Source organism: Nitrincola alkalisediminis, assembly GCF_009821115.1.
Lineage (GTDB): Bacteria > Pseudomonadota > Gammaproteobacteria > Pseudomonadales > Balneatricaceae > Nitrincola > Nitrincola alkalisediminis.
Genome location: NZ_VYTY01000011.1, coordinates 81,917 through 106,586 on the forward strand (window position 1 = coordinate 81,917; position 24,670 = coordinate 106,586).

The following is a 24,670-nucleotide window of genomic DNA, read 5'->3' on the forward strand; positions in this document are numbered from 1 at the left end:
CATCCTCAAAGAAACGTCATTTACCTACCTTGACGGTTAAGAATGAAAATCAGTCCATCTTTTTTCATTTTTTAAGTTCCTTTGATGGATGCAGAGAAATCCAGTAGCGCGAGACGTGCTTTAACTGTATCGGCAGACTATAGCTGAGGCTTTCTAGGACGTTCTGGGTATCGTGGATTGGGTAACTCCCAGAGACTCTTAAGGTGTCTAGCGCAGGATCTAGCCGTATCACACCCAAGTGGTGAACAGACAGTTCATTAATAAACTGCCGTAGGGGCATACCTTCTGCGATTAGCATGCCATGTGTCCATGCCGCATCCGATGGGTGTATGGGGCGCTGTTCAAGTAGCTGATCTTTAGAAAAGGTTATAACGTGTCCAGTCGGGATGACGTGAGGTTGTGTGATTGGGCCGGAAAGCAACAAGACCTGCCCGGCTAGAACGGAGACTTCGGTTGTCGTTGCTAACTGACGCACATTGAACTCTGTGCCAACGGGCGTGAGTAGCCCTTGTTGTGTGGTAACGAACAAGGGTAGGCGTGGAGCACTTGAGTCCAGTGCCGCCGTGCGAATAAAAATTTCGCCCTGCAGTAAACGTATCTGTATATCCTCCAAGTTGCGCTCAAGTTGAATAATCGTCCGGCTATTGAGCTGTACGAGACTTCCGTTCGTTAACTCAAGTGTCAGCTGCTCTCCTGTGTCCGTTTGGTGATAGGCCTGTTGGATCGTATGATCGGGTTGCTGGCTGAGCAGTAAACCGCCACCAACACCAACGCAGAGCAGCGTCAGCATTTTTACAGTACGCCTGCGAGTCTGCTGGGATGAGTTAAGTGTTTGGCGTGCAAGCTCGGTGGAGGCTGGAGAGAGTGCGGCAAAGTGTTTGTAAGTGACTTCAATCTGTTGCCAGGCGCGCTCATGATCAGGGTGTTCTCGGCGCCAATCAAGGATTCGATCCCATGTGTTTGGAGCCGCTTGGGTTTGCCAGTCCATTAAAAGCTCAATGGCATGTTGTGCCACCTGATCAGGTATGTCGTGTGTTGGCTGAAAGGCTTCGTTCTGATGAGGGAGTGGTGTGGTCATATCAGAGGTTCAAGTCAGGAAAGTAACATCGGCTGGCCGCCTGAATCAGGTGGCGTTTGACCGTACTGACCGAGATGTTAAGCTGCTCGGAAATTTCAGCGTAGGTCATGCCATCAAGCTGAGCATACAAAAAAGCACGGCGGGTAATCTCCGGAAGCCCATCCAGTCGTCGATCAATTTCAATAAGCAATGCAAGGAGTTGATGTTGGGTTTCCGGTGAGGGCGCGTCGGCAACGGGTAGATGCTGCAATGCTTCAAGATAGGCGTCTTCAATGCGCTGATGTCGCCAATGGTCAATCAATACCCGCTTTGCAACGGTCATTAAGTAGGCTTTAGGTTCACGAGCATGCTGCCATTCATCTCGCTTCAATAAACGCACAAAGGTGTCCTGCACCAAATCTGCTGCTCTGTGGTTGCAGCCAAGCCGCTTGCATAGCCAACCCAATAACCATTGCCTGTTTTGACGGTAGAGCATACCTAAATCATTATGAGTCGAAGGTTCTTTAAGCATTATGAGGCAGTCAGGATGACGAAGTTGATGGATAGGACCCTGCGCTGGCTAATACACTGGCTAGCCTGTTACGGAATGCATTTGATCATATAGATATCTAATTATAAATGCAAATGATTAAGCTTAAGGTTTATCTTTAGTGATGAAAGGGATGTCTATCTGTTTTCACAGCTAAGGAGGGAAACAAATCCGTTAACTTATTTCGACTTAGCGTTCGTGTTTATCCTTGTTGAGCGTTACAATCGCAATCTATTGATAAAATGCCCACTTGGTTAAGGATTACATTGGTCACTATGCTCAACTTCACTATCACTGGCATCCAAAAAATGACGGATTCTGCAACCTTTCAGAGAGGAGTGGAGTATTTCAAACAGAAGCGTGTGAAGATGTTAGGCTATGACGAGGCGAGTGAGACCTTTAGTGCACAGGTGAAGGGACGAGGCCGAAATCGTTATGATGTCGATGTGTTTATGACGGAGGATGGGCCTTCATCTATCTGTACATGCCCAGTGACACTTGACTGCAAGCATGGCGTCGCCGCTGCACTTCATTGGTTATCAATTAAACCTAAACAGGTTGAGCACGCTGATGAGATCAAACAGGCGAATGCCAAAAAAAAGGGTACCACTGCTTGGCGGGAGTGGCTAGATGCTTTGCCCTTGTCGGATCGCGCCGCTGCTTTAGCACCGATTCCCAGTCGCTTCTATCTACTGTATTTTTTGAATAAGGCCGCATCTGACCAATGGTTTCTGAGTCTTCGCAAGGCCTATTTGCGACAGGATGGAACGTGGAGTCAGATCAGTCGCTATACTCCGGAACCTTACAGCTTGATTTATAGAGCACCGGAGTTCATGTCTCCAATTGATGTGCAGATATTGCGTCTTTTAATGGGCTGCGCGCAAGGCCCTTCAGGTTTTCAGATTGAAGGGGAGTCAGGGGCATTCCTGCTGGACCAAGTACTCAGTACTGAGCGCATGTATCGGGTGGAAGCGTCGAATTCAGCGTTATTGCCTATCCAATTACTTCCAACAACAACTCTAAGTTGGCGCTGGGAAGAGGGGGATGAAGGACAGCACTTATTGCCTGAGGTGCAGGATGCCAGCCGCTGGGAACTCCTGCCCGTTAATCCACCGCGCTATATGGATTTAGAACGCAATGGTATCGGAGTGCTAAAGTCGTTACTCGATAGTCAGCAAATCACGCACCTTCTTCAGTTGCCACCTATCGAACCTGCACAAATGGCTGAATTTAGTGCGACATTGCGCTGTTATCTGACTCCAGAGCAAGTTCCGCTCCCTGAAGAGGTCGATACAGTTATTGAGAATACACCAATTCCGTGTTTACGAGTGTTCGTGGGAGAGGTTGATGGCGGTGTTCTTTTGCCAGGTGTCCTCGTCGCATTTGATTACGGTGGCTATCGAGTTGGTCTTGATTTTGATGCCATGATCTCTACCCAGCCTGAGGTGTGTGTACACAATGGCAAAACCTACCTTGTTCAACGAGATGTGTCTGCTGAGGAGGTTTGGCTTCAGCAGTTGCTACCCTATGAGTTGGGATTGGTAAGGCGGATGGGCGGCTTTCGCGATGTTTGGGTGCCCAAAAATCCTAATGGCCGTCAGATGTTGCATGATTGGCAAGCCTTTATGGAGACGGGGCTGTCTGACTTAGAAGCTCAAGGCTGGCAGATTGAGATTGACCCGGATTATGCATTGCCAGTGCAATCGGCGGCATTTGATATTCATCTTCGTGATGGTAAAAATAATTGGTTCAATTTTGCATTGAATCTGCCCGTTGATGATAAACGAAGTCTGAGTACACAGGATATTGTTGCACAATGGCTAGAAGAGGGCAGTCCGGATGAACTCTGTTTGCCTTTGACGGATGGCTGGATACGAATTGATACGCAACCCTTGAAGTCCTTGTATAGCTTGATTTTAGAGCTTTATTCGCAAAATAAACTCGATAAACCTGTCTCCTTACCCCCTTTTCAGGCAGCACAGTTGGCTGACACGTTGGAATTGGATGAGCGTCAGGCACCGCTCACCACCAAGCTTGTCAAACAACTTAAAAGCTATGCTGGGCTAGAAGAGTTACCTTTATCTATGCATGTTCAAGCACAATTGCGCCCCTACCAGCAGCAAGGCTTGAACTGGTTGGGGTTTTTACAAGCGTATGGATTTGGTGGCATTCTGGCGGATGATATGGGTCTGGGCAAAACGCTGCAGACTCTTTGTTTGATTCAAAGCTTGAAAGACAAGAAGCGCTTATATAAGCGGCCTGTTCTAGTGGTGGCACCGACCAGTTTGATGGGCAACTGGCAACGCGAAGCAGCTCAGTTCACCCCTGAGTTAAAAACCTGTTTGATTCATGGTTCGAACCGCGCCACACAGTTTGATCAAATCAGTAAATGTGACTTGGTGATCACCAGTTATCCGCTGCTTTTGCGTGATGCGGATCGCTATAAAAAGCGTAAGTTTTCACTACTTGTGCTGGATGAAGCGCAGGCGATCAAAAACCCCAATACTAAGGTTGCTCAGCAGGTTCGCACTCTGGATGCAGCCAATCGCCTTTGTTTAACGGGAACGCCCTTGGAGAATCATTTGGGTGAACTCTGGGCCTTAATGGATTTTGCAATGCCAGGGCTTCTTGGAGGTTTAAAGTCGTTTAATCAATTCTATCGCCATCCCATTGAGCAGGAGGGGGATCGTTTGTCGCAGCAAGCACTTGCGAAGCGGGTAGCGCCTTTCATGCTGCGCCGAACCAAAACAGATGTCGTACAAGAGCTGCCACCCAAGACGGAAATCATTCAGTATGTGGAGCTCGAAGGACAGCAGCGTGAGCTCTACGAGAGTATTCGCATCAGTATGGAACAACGGATTCGACAATTAGTGGAGACGAAAGGTTTGGCTCGCAGCCACATTGAGTTTCTTGATGCACTTCTGAAACTGCGCCAAGCCTGTATTGACCCTCGACTGGTAAAGCTGGACAAGGCTGCTCAGATAGAGGGAAGTGCTAAGCTGGATTGGCTGCGGGATACATTGCCTGAGTTATTAGACGAAGGGCGGCGAGTGCTGATTTTCTCGCAATTCACCGCCGTATTGGGGTTGCTAGAGGTCTTGTTAAAAGAGCTGAATGTGGAGTACAGCAAGCTGACAGGCCAGACGCGAAAGCGCCAGGAAGCAATCGACAGTTTCCAATCTGGCGATGTTCCGGTGTTTCTGATTAGTTTGAAAGCCGGAGGCAGTGGTTTAAACCTGACGGCGGCAGATACCATTATTCATTTGGATCCTTGGTGGAATCCAGCGGTTGAGCAACAAGCCACGGATCGTGCGTACCGTATAGGCCAAGATAAGCCTGTGTTTGTGTACAAGCTGGTTGCAGCGGATACGGTGGAAGAGCGTATCCAGCAGATGCAACAGCAAAAGCAAGCACTGGCCGATGCCTTGTTTGATGAAACAGGTCGTGCAGGTATACCAACGGATCAAGAAACCTTGTTGGCTTTGTTGGCTTAAGGCCTCTATTTACCTAAGCGTTTTTTATATACCAGAGGAATAAAGCTCAGTATTTGCAAGGCGATGAGTCCGGCGAATGCCATGCGCAATGAACCGGACATGGATACGCCATTTTGCTGAAGAATATCCAGTGCAATGCCCAGTCCCCACTGAACAATAAAGGCGCCTGCGAAAGCCATCAGATTGATGGCGGTGCTGACTCGTCCAAAGGCGGATTTAGGGAAGTTAGCCGCTGTTGCAATATAGGTTTGTGCATTGGCGGCTGATAGCATGCCAAGCATGAACCAAAAGACTAAAATCGGACCCCAACCGGACAAAATCAAGCCTTGCACAATCAGCATCAAGCCATAGCCTATTTGCATAAAGTTCAGTGGAGTGATGCCTCGTTGGCTCAGTCTTGTCCCAAAGATACCAACCGAGAGTTGTCCCGTTAACATGCCAAGATTGAGCGTCATTAAATAGCTGGCCGCTTGACTAAGGGATAAGCCATTGACGTTCATGAGCCAAGGCACAGCCCAAAGACTTTGCATTGCCATGAAACCGCCTGTAAAGAAAGTTGCAGAGCCTGCAAATCTCAGGAAGTCTGGTGCCACAAAGATTTTTCCGACCGATTTTAATGTGGCGCTAAGCGATTCCCGTGAGGTTTGTTGAGCATCCCCAGGGAGGGCGATAAAAACAAAGACTGACAAGGCGGCAGCAATACATGCAATGAGCCAGAACACACCGCGCCATCCAAGGAAGGGAAGCATGGCCTCCATCGGCGTGCTGGCGGTCAATGCGCCCAATGCACCGGCGGCCATAATATAGCCCGTCATTGAGCTTTGACGCTCAGCCGGGTACCACATAGCAAAGCCCTTTAGGCTTGCCATCAAACAGGCCGACACGCCGAAGCCGATTAGTGCCCGTGCCAAGGTTAATTGTCCCAATGAATTCCCCATTGCAAAGGCGGCAGAACCACCAGCCGCCAGCAGCAATAGACAGCCTAGAACTCGCTTGGGTCCATAACGGTCCAGTGCAATGCCGAGCGGAATTTGTGCGATACCAAAGGTCAAAAAGTAGGCGCTGGTTAATAAGCCAAGATCCGCTGCAGACAGGGCTAGATCCCTTGTCAGTTCGGGCGAAATGACGGCATTTACGGTCCGTAACAGGTAAGAAAGATAATAGCCCAGAGCAAAGGGAAGAAAGATCATCACCCAGGTCGTTGGACGTTGACTTAATGACATGGTTTAAATCCTGAAATAGCTGCTGTGGCGCGACCGAATAACCTTTAGGTGCGTCATCGTCTGAAAGGAGACCTAACATAACCGATTTTGGTGTGAGTAGGCCATGGCAAAGAGCATAAATTAAATTGATGGACGTCGTGTAGAGTCCTTATGCAAGTGTTATCCAACCTGCATAGGGCTCCTTCAATAGGATTGATCTGAGGCAGAGAGTCTGCCAATTACAGGTAAATTAATGCAAGTTAGCGACTAGTCAGATCTTTTCGAATCGGCGGGTACGACGATGATCGGCCGCATCATAAGGCTTCTGTGTAGAAAAAAGGGATCGCAATTGCATTGTTGGGTTGGAGACTCTTTAACCTCAGGCCAAAGATGCAGGTGTTGGGCATGGAGTACCGGAAACACGTAAGATTGCTCTCCTACCTTATCGTCTTCAGTGGTTGAGAAATTGCCCAAGGCTGTGACGAGGCGACCCGGCACATAAATAGCGGGGTCGATAAATCCAGATACTAAAATACGGAATCGACCACCGCTGGTATCTGATTTCACTGGACGACCTGTGCTATTCAATGAAAACTCAACCACTTCCAGTAGGCTACCTTCCTGTAGGTTCTGTATTTTGGCAATCTCACCGCCCCAACGCACATTTTGGCCCGTTGGTCCATTCGTCGCTGTCGCTGAAAAAGGCAGGAGTGCTTGTTCAGTATTTGTTTGCAAATCGGAGGGAATCGAAGCACAGCCACTGATCACAAGGGCGGTTAATAAAAGCATCATACGGTTCATGTCGAAGGCTCCTGTGACGATACATTAGTCGATGTGTGATTTATCGAATAGCGCGTAAAACCCAGTCATTCTGAGGCTGGAAGATGTCAAGCAAAGGTGTTGATATACAGAGATTCTACTTTGTCTCTAGCCCACTGGGTTTTGCGTAAAAACTTGAGTGACGATTTGATTGATGGATCCTTGTGGAAGCAGTTGATATTGATGTGTGCATGTAAACCCTCCCAGCCGTAATGCTCGACCAAGCGAGTGACGATTTTTTCGAGACTTAAACCATGTAAAGGGTTGTTCGGTTGCTCTTGGTTCATTGTGTCAATCCGGTTGTCATTTTTAAAGGCGATGCGTAGGTCCATCGCTGGCTACAAAGAACAAATTCTAACAGAGATGTTTGAGTATTCGGCCTAGTCGCCGAAAAAACAAATAATACACCTTGTGCATTTAGAGTAACTGCCATTCACCAACCTTTAAATCAGGCGGTAAAGTGTAATTTCCAATTGCAACTCGGTGCAGTTTAAGTACAGGGTTGCGAAACCGACCAAACATACGCTTTATTTGGTGGTATTTACCTTCGGTTAGTACGACTTGTGCTTTGTTTACTGAAAGAATTTTCAGCAAAGCAGGTGCGGTGATGTGGTCTTCATACTCAAAATACATGCCTTGTGCAAAGGCGGTAATGTAGTCCTCGGTAATCGGGTACTCGACTTCAACTTCATAGACTTTATTCACCTTATGCTTAGGATCGGTCAGTGCACTCGACCAGCGACCATCGTTGGTGAGTAACACCAGACCAGAGCTGTTTAAATCCAGTCGACCGACGATATGCAGCTCGTTTTTTTGAGGGTGGTGGATTAGGTCAATGACCGTTTTATGCTGAGCATCTTTCGTCGCGCATACCACACCAATGGGTTTGTGTAACAGAATGTAGATAGGCTGGTTGTTTTGCAGCACCAGCCCATCGTAATCAATTTGGGTAAATTGATTCACCAACCGAGAGGGATCATCGCAAAGTTCATTGTCGACGTTTACCTGTCCTTTAACGAGGTCCAGCCGTATTTGTTTTAGTGAGCGCTGCAACCTGCGTGCTAAAAAACGGTCGAGTCGATTAGATGCGGCTGCCATTAATGATTGCTCATACTTGATACGTGTCGCCGAATACTTCGTCTGTCACGACGAACAACTGTAATGCGATAAACCACCCACCTCAAAAAAAGCAGCGGGTTGCAGTCGGTAATATTTATCGTCCACTTCCTTCGACTGCTCGGCATAGGGCTGTGTCATGACGTCTTGAATTTCTCGAAGAAGAGCGTAATCACCTTCACTCGCTTGCTGATAAGCAGGTGCCACCTGCCATTCCCGTAAAGTGTATTTAGGATTAACGCATTTCATCTGACTGGATATTTCATCACGAGAGAGTAGTGCTGTTCTTTCCGCGATCAGTGACGTCCATTGAGTGAGCCAGTCGGCCCAGCGCGCATCCAATTGTTGTGACTCTGATTTAGACATGGCCTCCGTGTAGAAACTTTTTGTAAGGGGCGCTATATCATCAGGTAGATTAGAGAGCTCGCGGAAGAAGATCGTATAATCAACGGGCGTTTGTAGCATAAGCATGACGAGTTCGCTGAATAACTCTGAGTTAAATGTATTGAGGCCCAGTTTGGCAGCCCACATCTTTTCCAGCTCAGTTTGCATAACCTCTGTAAAGCCTTCTTGAATCTCATCAAGTTGCACCACAGCCTCTGAATGAGTTTCAAGCAAGGGGCGCAAGGCCGAGCAAAACATTTGAAAGTTTCGTTCTGCCGCCATGGGTTGGTTAAAGAACGAAAAATGGCGTCCGCCACCTGTCCAGGGTTGGAAGTAGGGGTGGAATGCCTGACAAAAACCATACGGGCCGTAATCAAGGGTGAAGCCACCAGCGGCACAATTATCGCTGTTAAAATTGCCCTGACAATAGCCGACACGGATCCAGTTTGCCACCAGCGAGGTTAAACGATCACGAAACGCTCGTGCGAGTAACAGTATTTTCGCCTCCAGACTGAGCGATGGGTCGATGACCTGACTGTATTCTCGATCGATTAAATGAAGTACGAGTTGTTTCAGCTCAATCATAGCTTGCGGGTGTTCCTGTTTTCGGGCTCGACGGCCAAAGAGTTCGAGTTGACCCACCCGAATAAACGAAGGTGCGACACGCGTTGAGATGGCAACAGGTTCCAGTACCCATCTATCCGGATCGAGAGAGTGTGACCCCTCTGAATACCAGGGCCGCTTAACTTTTTCTGACTTTGAAACATACAGGCTTAAAGACCGTGACGTAGGAACGCCAAGCGCATGCATATGCTCTTGTGCTAGGAACTCCCGAACGCTAGATCGCAAAACAGCTCGGCCATCAGCACCACGGCAGTAGGGCGTTCGACCACCCCCTTTTAATTGCATTTCCCACCGACGCCCTTTGATCACAGCCTCAAGTATTGAAATAGCGCGTCCATCGCCGTATCCGTTACCCGTTTTGAAAGGGCATTGCTGAGTGTATTCAGTACCGTAAATGGACAGCGCGTAGCCACAGGCCCATCCGTGGTCACGCATGGGTTCAGGGACTTGGCTCATATCACCAGAGAATAGGCGCAGGAAGGCTTCGGATTGCGCGAGGTCATCAGCAAGTCCCAACTCTTGAAAGAAGTCTTTACTATGTGCGACGTATTCAGGGTTTTCGATAGGAGTGGGTTTAACAGGGACATAATGACCGGAGAAAACCTGTCGTGGATTATGATCCACTCCATCAGAGGTTGCATCAGGGTCGCAATTGAGCGCGTCTAACAGTGAATAATTGGCCAGTTTGGCAAGGTCATCGAGAATTGCAATGGTTGGAGCGTTTTTTTCAGCAGTATTAGGCCCGTTATGCGACTGGGAGTCATCCGGCTTTAACTCATTATCTGCGGTGGTAGACCCTATTTTATTATTTGCTTTCAATTGAATAACCCTGAATTTGGCAGTAATGGATATTATCGCTGGCTCTTTGGACTCAAACTAACAGTTATTTGTCTATGAATCACTTAAACATGGCTTGGTGCAGTAAATCAAAATGCTCAAACGTGTAGTCCGCTAGGTGATGATAGTCAGGTAAAGAAGGATAGTTAATTAAGCAAGAGTGCATCTTTGCGTTCCGACCCGCCTCTAAGTCGTACTTGTAGTCGCCTACCATCAGCATTGAATAGGTGGAGAGTCCGAAGTCGTTTGCAATCTGGAGCAAGGCGCTAGGGTCGGGCTTAGGTTTTGAGTTTTCCCGAGTGATGACACGGTGAATAGGGATTGAGTTGCGCTTGATTTTTACCCTTGTAGGGTGATGCGAGTTTCGAGTCACGATCGCCATGGGTATATTCTCAGCGAGGCATTGATCGACAAAAGCCCGAGCGCCTGGCATCCACTCACTGCGTTCAGCATCGCGTAATTCGTGGCGATGAATAATGCTCATAGCTTCGTGTTGTTTCTGTTCAGGCAGGGATTTCAAAAAACACAACACGTCCTCATGATCAGGGCAGCCAATTTCATGCTTAATGGCCAAAAAGTCGAGAGATGAGGTCACCAGAGTGCCATCTAAATCGAAAATTATGCCCCGAATGTGCTTCATTGTATGGCCTCGCATTGTCTTGGTTTAAAGAGTTTATCATTCATGTTGGTTATGAGCTAAAAAAAGGTACGCTTTTGACTAAGCTATGGGTTCTTTTTCAGAGCGTAATCCTGCAGGGGAAAGGACGGATTGAAGGGAATCGCTGCGTTATTTTCTAACTGCACATGCCTGTAGGGATCAGAGTGTCGCTTGAGGAATGTGGGTGAGTTATATTTGTTCATTATCAAATTTTTTTGATCTATACTACGGAAAGATCTTGTTTGAAACAGTGAGCGTATGAAACGTCATCAAGGCCTTACCTTAATAGAATTGATGGTTAGCATCATGGTGCTTGCGATTCTAATCACAATTGCTTTACCCAATTACCAGACATTTGTTCTGAGTAATCGTGTTAATTCGCAGATTAATGAAATTCATGCAGCCTTGTCGTTGGCACGCTCTGAGGCGATTAAACGTAATACAAGCTTTTCATTTTGTAAGGCGGACTCTGAGACAGCAATAGCCTGTTCCACCGTTGCGGGTCCTTGGCGTTTTTGGCTCCTGAGAGATAATCAGTCTAATCAGGTCAGTATGCGCGGTGATATCACTCCGGGAATATTGCAGGTTCAATCCAATTTAAACGGGAACCGTATTGATTTTAGAGGGAATGGTTTTGCGTATGAAGGCCGTAATTTACTCTCTTCTAACCCCCAACCTTGGATCGAAGTGTGTTCAGTGGCACTACCTGAGCGGACTCGAAGAGTGGTTTTAGGGATATCCTCCCAGCAAATCATGACATTGGATCCAGTTAAAGCCGTGTGTTAAGGAGACGCCCATTCAATGCCAATCAAATTGCGAACAGTTCGGTACTTCTCTCAACATGGGGCTGGTCTTTTAGAAATACTCATTACCTTACTATTGGTGACTGTCGGAATTTTAGGCTTCGCATCGCTGCAAGTCTCTGCGCTTAAACAAAGTCAAAGTGCGATGGATCGCTCGTTAGTGGTGGGTCAAGTATATTCGATGGTCGATATGATGAGGGCTGATTCTCAAACACAGGACTATTCAGTCTATAACGTTGCCTTGTCCGCATCGACTCCGTCTGGCAGTTCCTATCAAGCACAAGCTGTTCAGGTGTGGAGGCGAAACTTATCCACTCAACTTAACGGTGCGCGAGGGCAAATCAGTTGCGTCGTTCGTGCATGTCAAATCACGGTAGAGTGGGATGATTCCAGAGCTGCACTAAACGAATCTGATGCAAAAGCCCTAGCCGTTTCTCAATTTTCGGTTGATATAACGTTATGACTTTAAATCGAAACAAACTTGAAAGATGTTTGTTACCCATCTACAGCAAAGGAATTTCATTAATCGAGTTAATGATTTCAATGTTGCTTGGATTGGTCCTAGTGGGTGCTATTACCTCAGTGGTTTTAGCCAATATTGAAACGTTTAAAACCAATCAAACCCTTGCAGAAGTGCAAGACCGCGCTCGCTTGACGTTTGAAATCCTTGCGCGAGAAGTCAGAGAAGCAGGCTCAACAGGATGTGCTCCCGATGAGCCATTGGAAAGCTTGCTAACCAACACACCGTCACCCTGGTGGGCTGGAGCATCTTGGAATGACGCATTAACCGTATATCCGGCGAATGTAGCGAGTCCAGCCGTGGCATTTGGTGATCAAGTTGGGGAGCGGATAAACGGCACGAGTGCTCTGATGATCAGAAGAATGGCAGATGATCCCTGGATAGTGACTGAAAGGCTTGCTTCAGGCTTTAGAGTTATTTCTGATTTGAGCACATCCGAGCATGATGTGTCCGTGGGCGATGCCTTAATGGCGTGTGATGCCGGTGGAGTCGCTTTGTTTAATGCTACAGCCCCAACGGGTACGAATAAAAAATCAATTTTTTTTGATGCGTCTTTAAATTTGTCATCCTATACCTTACCCCTTCTTGGATTTTTGCATGCTGAAACTTGGTACGTTGGTCATTCGCCCAGTAACTCAAGTGGCAGAGCATTGTTCCGGGTAAGGCTTGATGGAAGCAATAGTGTGATAGATGAAGTTGTCCCTGGCGTGACGCAGCTCAATATTCGTTCTTGGGCAGGAAACGCAAATGTGATTGAAATTGCCTTTGGTCTAGAGTCAATTTCGCATCCGTCTCAACGTATTGAGCGATCATTAATGTCGGAAACAGACTTTTGCAATGATGTAGGTTCTCAAGGATTTTGCTATACAATCGCGAGGCGAAACTAATGCAAAGGCAAGCGGGTGTTTCTTTATTAACCGCGTTGGTGATGTTGTTGATCTCGACTGTTTTAGGTCTGTCGGTCATGCGCTCCACACTATTTCAAGAACGAATGGCAGGCAATCTACAAGAGCGCTCGTTTGCGTTTCAGCGCGCTGAGGATGCGCTAAATGATGCAGAAGCACTCATACTGCAAGAAGCAAAAAAAGATATTCATGCATTCATCTCCTCAAATCAGGTTATAAACTGCACTCTAGTCTCGAATGACTGTTCTGCCAGTATGCCGGATCAGAAAGAGAAGGGGTGGGTGAGTGCGGGCTCTTCTGGAGCCGAGTACATGATTCAATACCTTGAAACACGTGCATCAAAGGATTTATCGAACTTAACCCAGTCCTCCACTCAAAACTATGGCGAGTCCGCCAAAATCCCAACTCGATATTTTAGAGTGACGAGCGTGAGTGGCTCGGTTGGGGATGAGCGTGGAAGAGTGATTTTACAAATGATGGTAAAACTTCAGTGAGAACTAAAATGGATACTCGACAAATGCTTCGTCAGTTTTCTCGAAAAGGACTCGCTATTCAGAATAGAGTCTCTTTGTTGTTTACCAGTACCTTATTCTTTGCATATGCGGGTTCGGTATTTGCAACGCCCCTTGAACTTCCGACTAAGCCTTTAACGGTAGTGTCAAACTTGCCATCGAATTTAGTACTCACCCCCTCAGTGGAATGGCCGACCATTTTGAGTGTTGCCAATTTGGGTGGGTTTTCTCTTAATCAGCGTTACTCAGGTTATTTTGATTCAGATAAATGTTATGGCTATCAAACCTCTGCCAATAAATCGGAAGAGCACTTTTTTCCACTCATGTTTACGACAGGGTATTCATGTGAAGGGGCTATGTGGAGTGGTAACTATCTTAACTGGGCTGCAACGCAGACGATTGATCCCTTCCGAAAAGCGCTGACGGGGGGGCTGAGAGTAAAAGATACTCCGACAGTTACTTGGCTAGAGAAAGCTCGTTATGATCGCAATAATCAGTATTTCGGCAATCGTAGTTTGCAAAACAATGTGAATCAAGTGACACCTTTCTCGAATGCGTTGGTATCAGAAGTGGCGCATGGATTAGGGAATCGTATGCGCGTTGTAAGATCAGAGTCCGTGGATTTTGAAATTCCAACGGCCTTGATTGGCACCAATGTCCCTGTCAATCGGCTGGGAGATGGTTTTTGGCAAACGGATAATCCCAATGGGCTGGTAGAGATTAATAAAGCCTCTGCGTTTGGAGTCGCCGGGGGAGATGACTTAGTCATCGAGTTAGAGCGGAATACAAATGATGCGTCCAATCTATATCGAGATCTTTCTGCTCGAAGTGGAGAAACTTACCAGTTGAAGTTCTCATATGCGCCACGTTCAGGTCATGTGAACTCTTCAAACATAAACGTTTACTGGGATGGAGCATTGATTCGTAGCTTGTCAGGTAGCAATACGAGTTGGCAAGTGATTGAGTTAACGCTCAATGCAAATCGAACGGGTCAACATCGTTTGGAGTTTCGTGCTGCCAATAAAGACAGTGTGGGCGGTGTCTTAAATAATATTCACCTGTCGTCAGCACCCATCGATTTCTATGTGAGAGTGGCCGTATGCGTACAAGGTTTGCTTGAATCAAATTGTGTTCAATATAAAGAAGGCTGGAAACCTGAAGGCTTAATTCAGGAGTATGCATCAAGAATGCGTTATAGCGTGTTCGCTTTTTTAAACGATCATGACGCACTCCGTGATGGTGGTGTTATGCGAGCTAGACAGAAGTATGTTGGCCCTGTTCGCTTAAATCCAGTATCAGGACAAATGGAAGAGAACCCCAATCGGGAATGGGATCCCGTTACAGGGGTGCTTGTCACTAATCCAGATCCTAATGATGCAAGTGCCACCAATACCTACTATGCAATCAAAGACTCAAACTTTCATATAACTAATAGTGGTGTTATTAACTATTTGAATAAATTTGGACAGTTAACAGAAAAACAACACAAATCACATGACCCAGTCAGTGAGCTGTATTATCACGCGTTACGCTACATGAAGAATCAGCTACCTATCCTGGCGTATTCATCGGTTCCAGAAGGTCAACTGACGGACAAGCAGCGTTGGGAGTTAGCGGATGCTTTTCCCGTAATCACTGATTGGGACGATCCCTACCAGTATTGGTGCCAAGCAGGTGCTATTTTAGGTATTGGAGATGTGAATACGCACCGAGATAAAAACCTGCCCGGTAACACTCGGATGGAGGGTGAGCCCTCTTCGGTTCCTCAGCGAGTTGCCTCAGATACGAGCTATGGAGACAAAGGCGTTGTGAGTTGGACGGATAAGGTGGCGAAGCTGGAGGGTATCACCATTAATACCCCCTTCACTGGACGCGAGAACTCAGCCTATATGGTGGGCATGGCCTATCATGCAAGAACGTCTGATCTAAGGCCGAATCTTCAAGGTAAGCAAACCCTATCAACGCATTGGGTCGATGTGCGAGAAGGTCAAGCTTTAGCGGGCAAAAACAGCAATCAGTACTGGTTGGCCGCTAAATATGGTGGATTGCAGATTCCAGATGATTTTGATCCGGAGACCTTCACTGGCCCAATTCCTGATCATTGGTGGCATGATTCCGGTGATGTACTCACCCAAACAGGCGACAAACGTCCACGGAATTTTTATGTTGCCAGTGAAGCCGATAAAATGGTGCAAAGCTTAGAAGATGCATTCAAAAATATCAGTTCTGAACGCTTTGCCTCTGGTGGAGGTGTGGTTGCCACCAGCAGCGAGCTCAACAGCAATACGTTAACCTTTACGACTGAATATAATTCTAATCATTGGAGTGGCGATCTAGTTGCCTATAAACCACTTGTCGCTGGCGGCAACGAACGTGTTTGGAGAGCCAATGAGCAACTGCCAACTTGGGAAGCAATTGGTGGGCGCAAGATCTATACTCACTCCGGTACTTATGGTGTAAATCATAAGCCTACACTAGTGCCGTTTGTGTTTGAGTTTTTAACTGCTGAACAAAAATCGGCACTTGGGGATGAAACACTTGTTAACTATTTGCGGGGCGATCGTAGTTTAGAGCAATCGCAACCTAATGGCGTATATCGGACTCGGCAGTCTGTATTGGGTACATTTATTAATTCCCTTCCGATTTATATAGGCAGCCCAGAAAATGTGGCACGATACGAAGGGTATACATTTAAAGGCGCAAATAGCTATTTAACTTGGGCAAGATCTCAAAAGTCGCGTGCTGCAAGAGTCTATGCTGGCAGTAACTCGGGTATGCTGCATAGTTTTGATGCAAACACGGGTGTTGAGACCTTTGCATTTGTGCCGAATGCAGTGATTAAAGGTCAAATGGTTGAGTTGGCAAATCCAGACTATGAGCATGCCTATCTAGTCGATGGGGAGTTGGCGGCTGCGGATGTCTTTATTAATAATCAATGGCGAAGTGTGCTTGTGGGTAGTCTAGGCTTGGGAGGCAAGGGGATTTTTGCTTTAGATGTTACGAACCCTAATAATATTAGCCTGCTGTGGGAAATTAGTGCTGACAGTGCTCCAGAACTTGGAGTGATATTAGGAAAACCTGTTATTGCTCAAGTGGCGGATGGAGATTGGCGTGTTATTTTCGGTAATGGATTAAACAGTCAGTCTGGCAAGGCTCAATTATTACTCGTTAGTATTGATACTGGAAAAATGGAATGGATAGATACTGGAGTGGGTGGAGGCAATGGGTTATCGGCAGCTTCGGTGTGGGATTCATCTAAGCAAGGCTTTATAGATTTAGTCTTTGCTGGTGATCAAAAGGGAAATTTATGGAAATTCTCAAGTCTATTGAGCCCGAATCCAGTGGTCACCAAGCTATTCGAGACAGGTGGGCAACCCATATCGAGTGCACCTTTGTTGGGTCAGAATCCGTATACTAGTGATCTGCAACGCTGGATCTTCTTTGGTACAGGACGCTATTTAGTCGCTGAAGATGTTACGGATAAGTCTTTACAAACTTGGTATGGACTAAAGGATTCTAATACGTTGATTAAAAAAGATCAGTTGGTTGAGCGACAAATTCTTGCTGAAGTCGTTGCCGCTGGTCGCGATCTGCGTGTGATAAGCGAGGGAACTACAAACGAAATGGCAGGTAAATCTGGTTGGTTTATTCCTTTGATTTCCCCAACGTTTGGTCAGGAAGGGGAACGCATGGTACTGAGTAATGTTTTTAGAGGTCGGGTGCTCCTGGGAACAACTCGAATACCTGATTTTAGTGATCGGTGTATGCCGGGTGGTCGCGGCTATCAGATGGTGATAGATCCATTTACTGGTGGAAGACTGAGTTACAGCTTCTTTGATGTGAATTCCGATGGAGTGTTTAATGAGTCCGATTATGTGACCTTTGATGATGAAAAAGTGCCTGTGTCTGGGCTGGGCACTTCCAGTCCAACTGGAAATCCAGTGTTTATTGAAGACAAAATGATTACCTGTGATGAAGAAGGCAACTGTGATTCATCCGAGACTCAATTGCAGCCGGATATTATATTCCGGACTTCATGGCGTGAAGTGTTATTTTAAAGATCTTATTGTGGGTGCGTTGCACCCCGTTGGTGGAGGTGATTCAGGTTGACTCAGTATTGCTAGACCAAGGAACAAACCCTGGCCTTAGCTTACTTCGAGTAATTCCTATCTTTCATTTCTGCGAGTGTTTTTATTTCAATACAAAGCTCGGCAGTGGGCCGAGTCAAGAGTCTGGGGATGCCAATGGGCTCTCCAGACTCCAAGCAGTAGCCATACGTTTTATCGTTAATTCGTTTCAGAGCAGCATCAATTTTTGGGATTAACTTTCGATCTCTATCAAGTGTCCTGAGCCGAATGCTGGACTCTTCCTCATAAGCTGCACGGTCTCCCTCATCATTCATTTCAGGTGGATGTGAGAGCTCATTTTTGCTTGCTTCAATGTCTTCTAGAGTCTGAAATTTTATTTCTTCCAGTAATGCTTTAAAAAAATCCAGCTGCTCATCATTCATATACGCTGATTCAGAGGCCTGGAGTAGCTGCTCTTTTGTTATTGTCATGATCCTACTCCCAAGCCGGAAAAGGATCGTCTAGTAAAGCCCATTCCGACTTACCTGCTAATAATTGCTCGTCGGTGATCAGGCAGTGATCGAGTGCATCAATCATGGCTTTTTGATTTAGGTTCTGGCCAATAAACACCAACTCTTGTCGCATATCACCGAAGGGCTCTACCCATATGTCTTCAATCGACTTTAAGTATTCAGGATCATCAGGCCAGCGGTTTTTGGGTACAGCTTTCCAGAAAAGCCCGGCCATGCTGTGATGACCTATGCCACCTGCTTGGCTCCATTGACCTGCAAACTCGGGTCGAGTGGCTAGCCAGAAAAACCCCTTAGAGCGAATAAGTTTGCCTTCGGTCACTCGGGTATTTAAAAATTGATAAAATTTGGCGGGATCGAAAGGGCGGCGTGCCCGATACACAAAACTGGAAATACCGTATTCCTCCGTTTCAGGAATGTGCTCGCCGCGTATTTCTTTCAGCCAACCAGGTGCTTGTTGTGCTCGCTCAAAACTAAAGCGTCCCGTATTCAGTAGTTTATCTAGGGGAGCGGCACCCTTTTGTATCGGAATAATGTCAGCATCCGTATTTAAGCTTCGAAGCACACCGGTTAGACGCTTGATATCCTCATCACTGACTAGATCTGTTTTGCTGATTAAAATAACATCGCTGAATTCCACCTGTTCCACTAGCAGGTCCGTGACACTCCGTTCATCCTCCTCACCAAGGTTTTCATCCGTGTCCTGAAGTGAATAGGCGGCATCATAATCCTGTAAAAAATTAACGCCATCAACAAGAGTCACCATGGTGTCGAGTTTAGCAATGTCTGAAAGACTTATGCCGTCTTCATCTGCAAAGGTAAAGGTTTCTGCAACTGGTAGGGGCTCAGAGATCCCAGTAGATTCAATGACAAGACAGTCGAAACGACCTTCTTCTGCAAGTTTTCTGACTTCGATCAACAGGTCTTCACGCAGGGTACAACAAATACATCCGTTGCTCATTTCGACCAGTTTTTCTTCAGATCGATTTAACGAGACTTCTTGTTGAACCTGTGCCGCATCAATATTCACTTCACTCATATCATTGACGATCACCGCTACTTTGAGGCCGTCGCGGTTATTGAGTATGTGATTCAGGACGGTGGTTTTACCGGCGCCTAAGTAGCCTGATAAAACCGTTACGGGTAAGCGTTTTGCGAGCGTATTCATATGAAACCCCTAACAGGTTGAGGCGGTTAAGTGTGTGATAGCGGCGAGTCTTGCCGCTTGCTGACGTTCCTGTGTTTCTCTATCGGGTGCGGCGCATTCTGTGTTGAGACGCTTTACTACTTCTTCAACTGAGAAGGTGCCTAAATTTTCTCCATCGCGGTGTCTTAGAGTGACCTGAGCGTTTTCGGCCTCTCTAGCACCCACAATTAATAAGTAGGGGATGCGTTGCAGTGTTTGTTCACGAATTTTGTAGCTGATTTTTTCATTTCGGATGTCTGCTATTGCACGAAGACCCGCCCCTGAAAGGATATCCGTCACTGCATTGGCGTAATCGGATTGAGCTTCTGTGATCGACATGACCACCGCTTGAACGGGAGCAAGCCACGCCGGTAATTTACCCGCATGATGTTCAATTAAAATACCAATGAAGCGTTCTAAAGATCCAAACAGGGCGCGATGCAGCATGACTGGGCGCTGGCGTTCGCCTTGCTCATCAACATACTCCAGACCGAATCTTTCCGGCAGGTTCATGTCGACTTGAAGTGTTCCGCATTGCCAGTCGCGTCCAATGGCATCGCGTAAAACAAATTCAAGTTTAGGGCCGTAAAAAGCACCCTCACCAGGGTTGAAAGTGTAAGACAAGCTCATTGACTCTAGAGAGGTGACAAGTGCTTCCTCTAAACGGTCCCATACTGCATCACTGCCCATTCGGTTCTCGGGGCGGGTAGAGAGCTTTAGATGTATATTGTCAAATCCAAATTCTTTGTAGATGTCTAAGACTAATTCAACAACACGACGGCACTCTTCATTCATTTGTTCAGGCGTGCAGTAGATATGAGCATCGTCTTGAGTGAAGTGCCTGACGCGCAATAAGCCATGAAGCGATCCTGATGGTTCATAGCGGTGAACCTTGCCAAACTCACCCATGCGTATGGGTAAATCACGGTAGCTTTTTAGACCGTGTTTATACAAAAGGACGCTGCCAGGGCAGTTCATGGGTTTGAGTGCTAAATGCCGTTCATCCTCGGTTTGCGTAGTAAACATATGATCACGATAGTTCTGCCAATGACCCGAGGTTTCCCAGAGGCTTCTATCCATAAGATCGGGAGTATTGACTTCAACATAGCCACTGTTTTTTTGTCGACGACGCATATAATTGATGAGAATCTGAAGCAGAGTCCAGCCGTGTGGGTGCCAAAAAACGGAGCCAGGTGCCTCCTCTTGAAAATGGAACAATCCCAGTTGGCGTCCTAAACGGCGATGATCGCGTTTCTCTGCTTCCTCAATCCGCTTTATATAGGCGTTTAATGCTTCTTTATCGGCCCATGCAGTGCCATAAATACGCTGTAATTGTTCGTTGCTGGCATCGCCTCGCCAATAGGCCCCCGAGAGTTTAGTCAGCTGAAAGTGTTTTAGAAAACGCGTGTTGGGAACATGAGGGCCGCGGCACATATCCACGTATTCTTGATGAAAGTAGAGGCCCAGTGATGTCTCATCGGGCATATCGTCGATTAAACGTAATTTATAGCGCTCATTACGTTCACTAAAAAGACGGATGACGTCATCTCGTGGCGTCATTTTCTTGATAACTTGATAGTCCTGCGCGATGAGTTTTCTCATCCGCTCCTCAATCGCTTGCAAGTCATTTGGCGTAAAAGGACGGTCGTATGCAATATCGTAATAAAAACCATCTTCGATCACAGGTCCTATGACCATTTCGGCATCAGGATAGAGTTGTTTGACGGCGTGCCCTACCAAATGGGCGCATGAGTGCCGAATGATCTCTAGTGCGTTTGGGTCTTTGGCGGTAATAATTTGGACGCTGGCATCGCTTGTAATCGGGTCAGATAGGTCCGCTAACCGATCGTTTACACGACCCGCGATGGCGCTTTTTGCCAGACCGGGTCCAATTCTTTGTGCGATTTCTAGCAGTGTAGTGGGTGAGGGTAAGTGGATCTCATCCTTGTTTGGCAAGGTGATAGTAAGAACATCGGTCGTTTGGTTTAGATCATTCATGGTTAACTCAGAAGGCCAAAAGCAGATTTGTTTGTTATACTATAACATAATATTTGATGTGTGGTGGTAGGTGGGTTTTATGGAATGTCTATAAATCTGGCGATTTTTGACTTCGAAGCGGAAAACTCAGGTGCTATGAACTCATAGTGTACTTGAGCTCACGAACCTTTGAGATACTCTCACCATCAAAGACGAACTCAAAGTGCCGCGTTTGAACGGCGGACTCTACAAATGAAGGAGACATGAGTCCCCAGCAAATAGACGCTTCATTTCTGACAGAGCGGTATTGAAGTCCAGCCTCTCCTGACTTTTTAACCTGCGCACCAAAAATTCGGGACGTCGTGTAATCATCGGGTGCGTGGATTGTATCAATCGATGTTGCATCAATAAGCTCGGCCGAAAACGTAAATTTGAGGCATCGCATATCAACAGTGTCGTAATGGAGACCTTCAACATTGCGAAAATACTTTTCTTGGTGATATCGAGTCTCTGCGATGGCTGTGGCGGTGGTATCGGCAAGATAAAGTATGCCGAATGAGCCATCGCTGAAACGAGAACCGTCAGGATTAACATGGGTAAATGGGGCTGTTGCATAATTTACCCCTGTAATACCAAAAGGTATCTCCTCTGTAGGAATAAGCGTTAGGTCGCCAAGCGCGTTAAGAATTCTAGGGTTGGTTAATGCTTGCAAGGCATAGGCCGTCTCAAAGTCCTCCGCGCTTATTACGTCATCGAACAACGTAATGGGAGGGAACTTTGAGTTAACCATTCGATAGGCTTCTTGTTTTGAAAAAGAAATGCGCGGTTGCTTGTCTACCATTGCCCGCTTCTCATGCTATCGATTCGTTTAAACACCTCATACAATGCGCCAAAATTGCCTGTGCTTATAATTGATAGCGGTGTTCTGCCATTGAAGTATGGATTATGATTAACCATACCCATATAGCCATACACGTTATCAGGATTGGAGAACACCATTCTGAGTGCCTGATGAATGTTGGCAAGATAACTAAGGCGCTCAAGCTGATCACTGCTTAAAAAGACGGTACTGGCATCTTTTTGATAGCGATGAAACGAACTTTTTGGAATGCCCAAGATGGCCTGCTTTTGAGCAGCAGAACATCCCCATTTATCAAGGATATTGTTGCCCATTTTAAACGCTGCGCCATGGTTGATACTTGGAGCATGTTGGGCTTCTGCTACCGTTGTCATTGCTTTGATCCCATATTGAATTGTATTGTTATATTAGTCTCATATGGGTCTTTTATCAAGTTGAGTGCTCTACTGCAGCCTAAAGGAGATCAAGGTGCGAAAGAAACCTGAAAATACTCACTGCGAGTTGTGCCAGAGAGATGCGCCACTGACATTTCATCATTTGATACCCCGCAAGGTTCATCGTCGAGCACGATTCCAAAAACATTACACTCTAGAGCAACTCCAACAGGGCGTTTGGTTGTGTTATCCCTGTCATCGAGCGGTGCATAGACGACATGATGAGATGGAGTTGGCCTTGCGGTTTAACTCGCTTGAGGCATTAAAGTCAGATCCTGACATGGCGTCTCATATAGTCTGGATCCGAAAACAAAAAGTACTGAGTTTATGAAATCCTACTATCGCCGAGGACCCGAACACCGTTACGGTGAAATCGTTGATTTTCTGAGTATTCGCAAGTTGTATGACTTTCGTTCTGTTGAAGTGGGCCGCTGGGTTACGCGAGCCGAAAATTCCTTGACGAGGAGGGGCGAGATTCAAGTCAGTTGTTTCAATCATCTAAACAAGTCGATAGCGCACAAGGTACTTTATATTGGAGTTTGCCTGAAGAAATGGCAGCTAGAGCATTTGAAGCCTTCGTGCAGGATCATTCGATTTGTAATCATTTTTTGGTGAAAGGGACGAAATCATCTGAGGAGGCTCAGTTAGGGCTCTATCCACAAGGAGACGAAAGAAGCCGAATAAACGCCGCATTTGAGGACTATTTTTTTCATTTGGGTCATGCGCTTAGAAAACGAAGCCGTGCGAAATAATGACTGGAGATAAGGGCGCTGGGCTAAACAGCTGATGTATCAGCGAATGTGATAGACCGCGGTTATTGTCAATAATTGCCTAGCTATTGATGGTGGAGTTAAGCGGCTTAATGCTGGCTTGGATAGCTGACTAAGGCTTGTTTAACTTAATTTAAAAGCGCAAAATAAACAAAAATTTGTTGAAATAGACCTTTTATGCTTAAAAAAATTACTATCAGTAACTTTTATAGCTTTGCAGAAACAACAGTAATCGATTTTGCGCTTGGCAAAAAGCCGACTCCGTCAGGGTATGATCTTCATCTTAATGGTGAGCGTTTTAATAAAGCAGTCGCTATTATTGGTGCCAACGGCTCGGGTAAAACACAGCTGTTAAAGCCGTTGGCATTCTTAAGCTGGTTTATTACTGACTCGTTTTTAGGCACTGCACCGGATGATGATATTCCCTACGCCTCGCATCGTTTGCTTGAAGATAAACCAACTTTATTGGTGCTTGAGTTTCGGTTAAATGACAAAGATTACCGCTATCAGCTTGAGCTCAATCAGGGTGAGGTACAATTTGAGGCCATATTTGAAAAAACTAGCAATCAGTTTAGCTATTTGATAAAAAGAGAAAAAAACGCAGACGGTTACAGTGTTAAACAAAAAGGCTTTGGTTTTGCCAAACCTCAAGCAGAAAAAATTCGTAGCAATGCCTCTATCATTAGTGCCGCGCATAATTTTGACGTCATTGAAGCCAAAGAATTTGTGGACTATTTTCAGCACATTGAAACCAATGTAGCCAGTTCCGGTCGCAGACATTTTCAGCATGGCGCCCTTATTCGTGCGGCTGAACGATTTGCTAAAACACCTGAGCTGATAGAACCAATGATAGAGGCGATGTGCCTGTTTGATCTGGGCTTAAGCCGTGTTGAAATTAAGCAATTGGTCAGCCGTGATGAAACGGGTAAAGAGGGTACTATTCATGTACCATTTGGCTTGCACCAAACATCGAGTGGCGAGAGTTTTGAACTGCCATTTTTTGAAGAATCCAGCGGTACACAATCAGCTTTTGTGTTATTGGAGCCTATTTTAAAGACGCTGCAACAGGGGGGCGTGGCGGTAATTGACGAGCTGGATAATGATTTACATCCGCATCTGGTTCCCATACTGCTAGACTGGTTCCGCTTGGAGCATACCAACCCCAAGCAAGCGCAGTTAATCTTTACTTGTCATACGCCTGAAGTGCTTAATCTATTGCAAAAGCATCAAATCTATCTGGTAGAAAAGGTTGGGCAATTCAGCGAAGCCTGGAGGGCGGATGAGATTATTGGCCTGCGTGCCGACGATAACCTATATGCCAAGTATATGGCAGGCGCACTGGGTGCAGTGCCGGATCTATAGGAGG

General features: G+C 46.4%; 22 protein-coding genes. 9 read left to right on the top strand and 13 right to left on the bottom strand.

What is annotated here, in order from left to right; all coding sequences use genetic code 11:
* Positions 1–64: 64 nt before the first annotated feature.
* Positions 65–1,078, bottom strand: a complete 1,014-nt coding sequence (locus tag F5971_RS15360) for a FecR domain-containing protein (RefSeq protein ID WP_193495830.1) — start codon at positions 1,076–1,078, stop codon at positions 65–67.
* A gap of 1 nt (position 1,079) precedes the next feature.
* The gene (locus F5971_RS15365; protein WP_246187824.1) at positions 1,080–1,553 is read right to left on the bottom strand and encodes a sigma-70 family RNA polymerase sigma factor; all 474 of its coding nucleotides are present in this window, start codon (positions 1,551–1,553) and stop codon (positions 1,080–1,082) included.
* A 329-nt stretch (positions 1,554–1,882) separates the two neighbouring features.
* On the opposite strand from F5971_RS15365, the gene F5971_RS15370 reads away from it, so the two are divergent.
* Positions 1,883–5,101: a DEAD/DEAH box helicase gene (locus F5971_RS15370; protein WP_193495835.1), complete on the top strand. Its 3,219-nt coding sequence runs from the start codon at positions 1,883–1,885 to the stop codon at positions 5,099–5,101.
* A 5-nt stretch (positions 5,102–5,106) separates the two neighbouring features.
* On the opposite strand, the gene F5971_RS15375 is transcribed toward F5971_RS15370, so the two are convergent.
* From F5971_RS15375 to F5971_RS15400, 6 genes are all read right to left on the bottom strand, one after another.
* Positions 5,107–6,324, bottom strand: a complete 1,218-nt coding sequence (locus tag F5971_RS15375; RefSeq protein ID WP_193495837.1) for an MFS transporter — start codon at positions 6,322–6,324, stop codon at positions 5,107–5,109.
* A gap of 246 nt (positions 6,325–6,570) precedes the next feature.
* On the bottom strand, positions 6,571–7,104 hold the full coding sequence (locus F5971_RS15380) for a Slp family lipoprotein (protein ID WP_193495840.1): 534 nt from the start codon (positions 7,102–7,104) through the stop codon (positions 6,571–6,573).
* Between the two features lie 86 nt (positions 7,105–7,190).
* Positions 7,191–7,409 (bottom strand): VF530 family protein, encoded by a 219-nt coding sequence (locus F5971_RS15385; RefSeq protein WP_036512323.1) that lies wholly within the window; start codon positions 7,407–7,409, stop codon positions 7,191–7,193.
* Positions 7,410–7,539: 130 nt separating this feature from the next.
* On the bottom strand, positions 7,540–8,220 hold the full coding sequence (locus F5971_RS15390; RefSeq protein ID WP_193495842.1) for a pseudouridine synthase: 681 nt from the start codon (positions 8,218–8,220) through the stop codon (positions 7,540–7,542).
* Between the two features lie 45 nt (positions 8,221–8,265).
* Complete coding sequence (locus tag F5971_RS15395; protein WP_246187825.1) at positions 8,266–10,065, bottom strand: protein adenylyltransferase SelO; 1,800 nt, start codon at positions 10,063–10,065, stop codon at positions 8,266–8,268.
* Positions 10,066–10,144: 79 nt separating this feature from the next.
* Positions 10,145–10,723 (bottom strand): HAD family hydrolase, encoded by a 579-nt coding sequence (locus tag F5971_RS15400; RefSeq protein WP_193495845.1) that lies wholly within the window; start codon positions 10,721–10,723, stop codon positions 10,145–10,147.
* Between the two features lie 276 nt (positions 10,724–10,999).
* On the opposite strand from F5971_RS15400, the gene F5971_RS15405 reads away from it, so the two are divergent.
* From F5971_RS15405 to F5971_RS15425, 5 genes are read left to right on the top strand one after another with little or no spacing between them, the layout of a single operon-like run.
* Complete coding sequence (locus F5971_RS15405; protein ID WP_036512331.1) at positions 11,000–11,527, top strand: GspH/FimT family pseudopilin; 528 nt, start codon at positions 11,000–11,002, stop codon at positions 11,525–11,527.
* A gap of 15 nt (positions 11,528–11,542) precedes the next feature.
* Positions 11,543–12,007, top strand: coding sequence for a type IV pilus modification protein PilV (gene pilV / locus F5971_RS15410; protein WP_051514508.1), 465 nt, complete (start codon positions 11,543–11,545; stop codon positions 12,005–12,007).
* Entirely contained in the window at positions 12,004–12,951 is a 948-nt protein-coding gene (locus F5971_RS15415) for a PilW family protein (protein WP_036512333.1), read from the top strand. The genes pilV and F5971_RS15415 overlap by 4 nt, the downstream gene beginning before the upstream one ends.
* A complete protein-coding gene (locus tag F5971_RS15420) occupies positions 12,951–13,463 on the top strand; it encodes a pilus assembly PilX family protein (RefSeq protein WP_193495847.1) in 513 nt (170 codons plus the stop codon). Before F5971_RS15415 ends, F5971_RS15420 begins: the two co-directional genes overlap by 1 nt.
* 8 nt (positions 13,464–13,471) lie before the next feature.
* Positions 13,472–17,539 (top strand): pilus assembly protein, encoded by a 4,068-nt coding sequence (locus F5971_RS15425; protein WP_193495849.1) that lies wholly within the window; start codon positions 13,472–13,474, stop codon positions 17,537–17,539.
* 92 nt (positions 17,540–17,631) lie between these two features.
* Here F5971_RS15425 and dksA read toward each other — a convergent pair whose 3' ends face one another.
* From dksA to F5971_RS15450, 5 genes are all read right to left on the bottom strand, one after another.
* Positions 17,632–18,039 (bottom strand): RNA polymerase-binding protein DksA, encoded by a 408-nt coding sequence (gene dksA, locus F5971_RS15430; RefSeq protein WP_193495851.1) that lies wholly within the window; start codon positions 18,037–18,039, stop codon positions 17,632–17,634.
* Between the two features lie 4 nt (positions 18,040–18,043).
* Positions 18,044–19,246 carry a zinc metallochaperone GTPase ZigA gene (zigA, locus tag F5971_RS15435; protein ID WP_193495853.1) on the bottom strand — a complete coding sequence of 401 codons (1,203 nt, stop codon included), beginning with the start codon at positions 19,244–19,246 and terminating at the stop codon, positions 18,044–18,046.
* Positions 19,247–19,255: 9 nt separating this feature from the next.
* Entirely contained in the window at positions 19,256–21,262 is a 2,007-nt protein-coding gene (gene thrS, locus F5971_RS15440) for a threonine--tRNA ligase (protein WP_193495856.1), read from the bottom strand.
* A 133-nt stretch (positions 21,263–21,395) separates the two neighbouring features.
* Positions 21,396–22,082 carry an RES family NAD+ phosphorylase gene (locus tag F5971_RS15445; RefSeq protein ID WP_036512353.1) on the bottom strand — a complete coding sequence of 229 codons (687 nt, stop codon included), beginning with the start codon at positions 22,080–22,082 and terminating at the stop codon, positions 21,396–21,398.
* On the bottom strand, positions 22,076–22,474 hold the full coding sequence (locus tag F5971_RS15450; RefSeq protein ID WP_036512358.1) for an antitoxin Xre-like helix-turn-helix domain-containing protein: 399 nt from the start codon (positions 22,472–22,474) through the stop codon (positions 22,076–22,078). Before F5971_RS15450 ends, F5971_RS15445 begins: the two co-directional genes overlap by 7 nt.
* A 94-nt stretch (positions 22,475–22,568) precedes the next feature.
* On the opposite strand from F5971_RS15450, the gene F5971_RS15455 reads away from it, so the two are divergent.
* The 3 genes from F5971_RS15455 to F5971_RS15465 all read left to right on the top strand — a co-directional run bounded on the left by F5971_RS15455 (position 22,569) and on the right by F5971_RS15465 (position 24,666).
* A complete protein-coding gene (locus F5971_RS15455) occupies positions 22,569–22,865 on the top strand; it encodes an HNH endonuclease (RefSeq protein WP_081763865.1) in 297 nt (98 codons plus the stop codon).
* Between the two features lie 154 nt (positions 22,866–23,019).
* On the top strand, positions 23,020–23,286 hold the full coding sequence (locus F5971_RS18580; protein WP_425489367.1) for an LPD1 domain-containing protein: 267 nt from the start codon (positions 23,020–23,022) through the stop codon (positions 23,284–23,286).
* 195 nt (positions 23,287–23,481) lie between these two features.
* Complete coding sequence (locus F5971_RS15465) at positions 23,482–24,666, top strand: AAA family ATPase (protein WP_036512364.1); 1,185 nt, start codon at positions 23,482–23,484, stop codon at positions 24,664–24,666.
* The last annotated feature ends 4 nt before the right edge of the window (positions 24,667–24,670 follow it).

Coding starts and splice junctions, on each gene's coding strand:
- F5971_RS15360 (WP_193495830.1), bottom strand. CDS start 1,078: ATGACCACACCACTCCCTCATCAGAACGAAGCCTTTCAGCCAACACAC.
- F5971_RS15365 (WP_246187824.1), bottom strand. CDS start 1,553: ATGCTCTACCGTCAAAACAGGCAATGGTTATTGGGTTGGCTATGCAAG.
- F5971_RS15370 (WP_193495835.1), top strand. CDS start 1,883: ATGCTCAACTTCACTATCACTGGCATCCAAAAAATGACGGATTCTGCA.
- F5971_RS15375 (WP_193495837.1), bottom strand. CDS start 6,324: ATGTCATTAAGTCAACGTCCAACGACCTGGGTGATGATCTTTCTTCCC.
- F5971_RS15380 (WP_193495840.1), bottom strand. CDS start 7,104: ATGAACCGTATGATGCTTTTATTAACCGCCCTTGTGATCAGTGGCTGT.
- F5971_RS15385 (WP_036512323.1), bottom strand. CDS start 7,409: ATGAACCAAGAGCAACCGAACAACCCTTTACATGGTTTAAGTCTCGAA.
- F5971_RS15390 (WP_193495842.1), bottom strand. CDS start 8,220: ATGGCAGCCGCATCTAATCGACTCGACCGTTTTTTAGCACGCAGGTTG.
- F5971_RS15400 (WP_193495845.1), bottom strand. CDS start 10,723: ATGAAGCACATTCGGGGCATAATTTTCGATTTAGATGGCACTCTGGTG.
- F5971_RS15405 (WP_036512331.1), top strand. CDS start 11,000: ATGAAACGTCATCAAGGCCTTACCTTAATAGAATTGATGGTTAGCATC.
- pilV (WP_051514508.1), top strand. CDS start 11,543: ATGCCAATCAAATTGCGAACAGTTCGGTACTTCTCTCAACATGGGGCT.
- F5971_RS15415 (WP_036512333.1), top strand. CDS start 12,004: ATGACTTTAAATCGAAACAAACTTGAAAGATGTTTGTTACCCATCTAC.
- F5971_RS15420 (WP_193495847.1), top strand. CDS start 12,951: ATGCAAAGGCAAGCGGGTGTTTCTTTATTAACCGCGTTGGTGATGTTG.
- F5971_RS15425 (WP_193495849.1), top strand. CDS start 13,472: ATGGATACTCGACAAATGCTTCGTCAGTTTTCTCGAAAAGGACTCGCT.
- dksA (WP_193495851.1), bottom strand. CDS start 18,039: ATGACAATAACAAAAGAGCAGCTACTCCAGGCCTCTGAATCAGCGTAT.
- zigA (WP_193495853.1), bottom strand. CDS start 19,246: ATGAATACGCTCGCAAAACGCTTACCCGTAACGGTTTTATCAGGCTAC.
- thrS (WP_193495856.1), bottom strand. CDS start 21,262: ATGAATGATCTAAACCAAACGACCGATGTTCTTACTATCACCTTGCCA.
- F5971_RS15445 (WP_036512353.1), bottom strand. CDS start 22,082: ATGGTAGACAAGCAACCGCGCATTTCTTTTTCAAAACAAGAAGCCTAT.
- F5971_RS15450 (WP_036512358.1), bottom strand. CDS start 22,474: ATGACAACGGTAGCAGAAGCCCAACATGCTCCAAGTATCAACCATGGC.
- F5971_RS15465 (WP_036512364.1), top strand. CDS start 23,482: ATGCTTAAAAAAATTACTATCAGTAACTTTTATAGCTTTGCAGAAACA.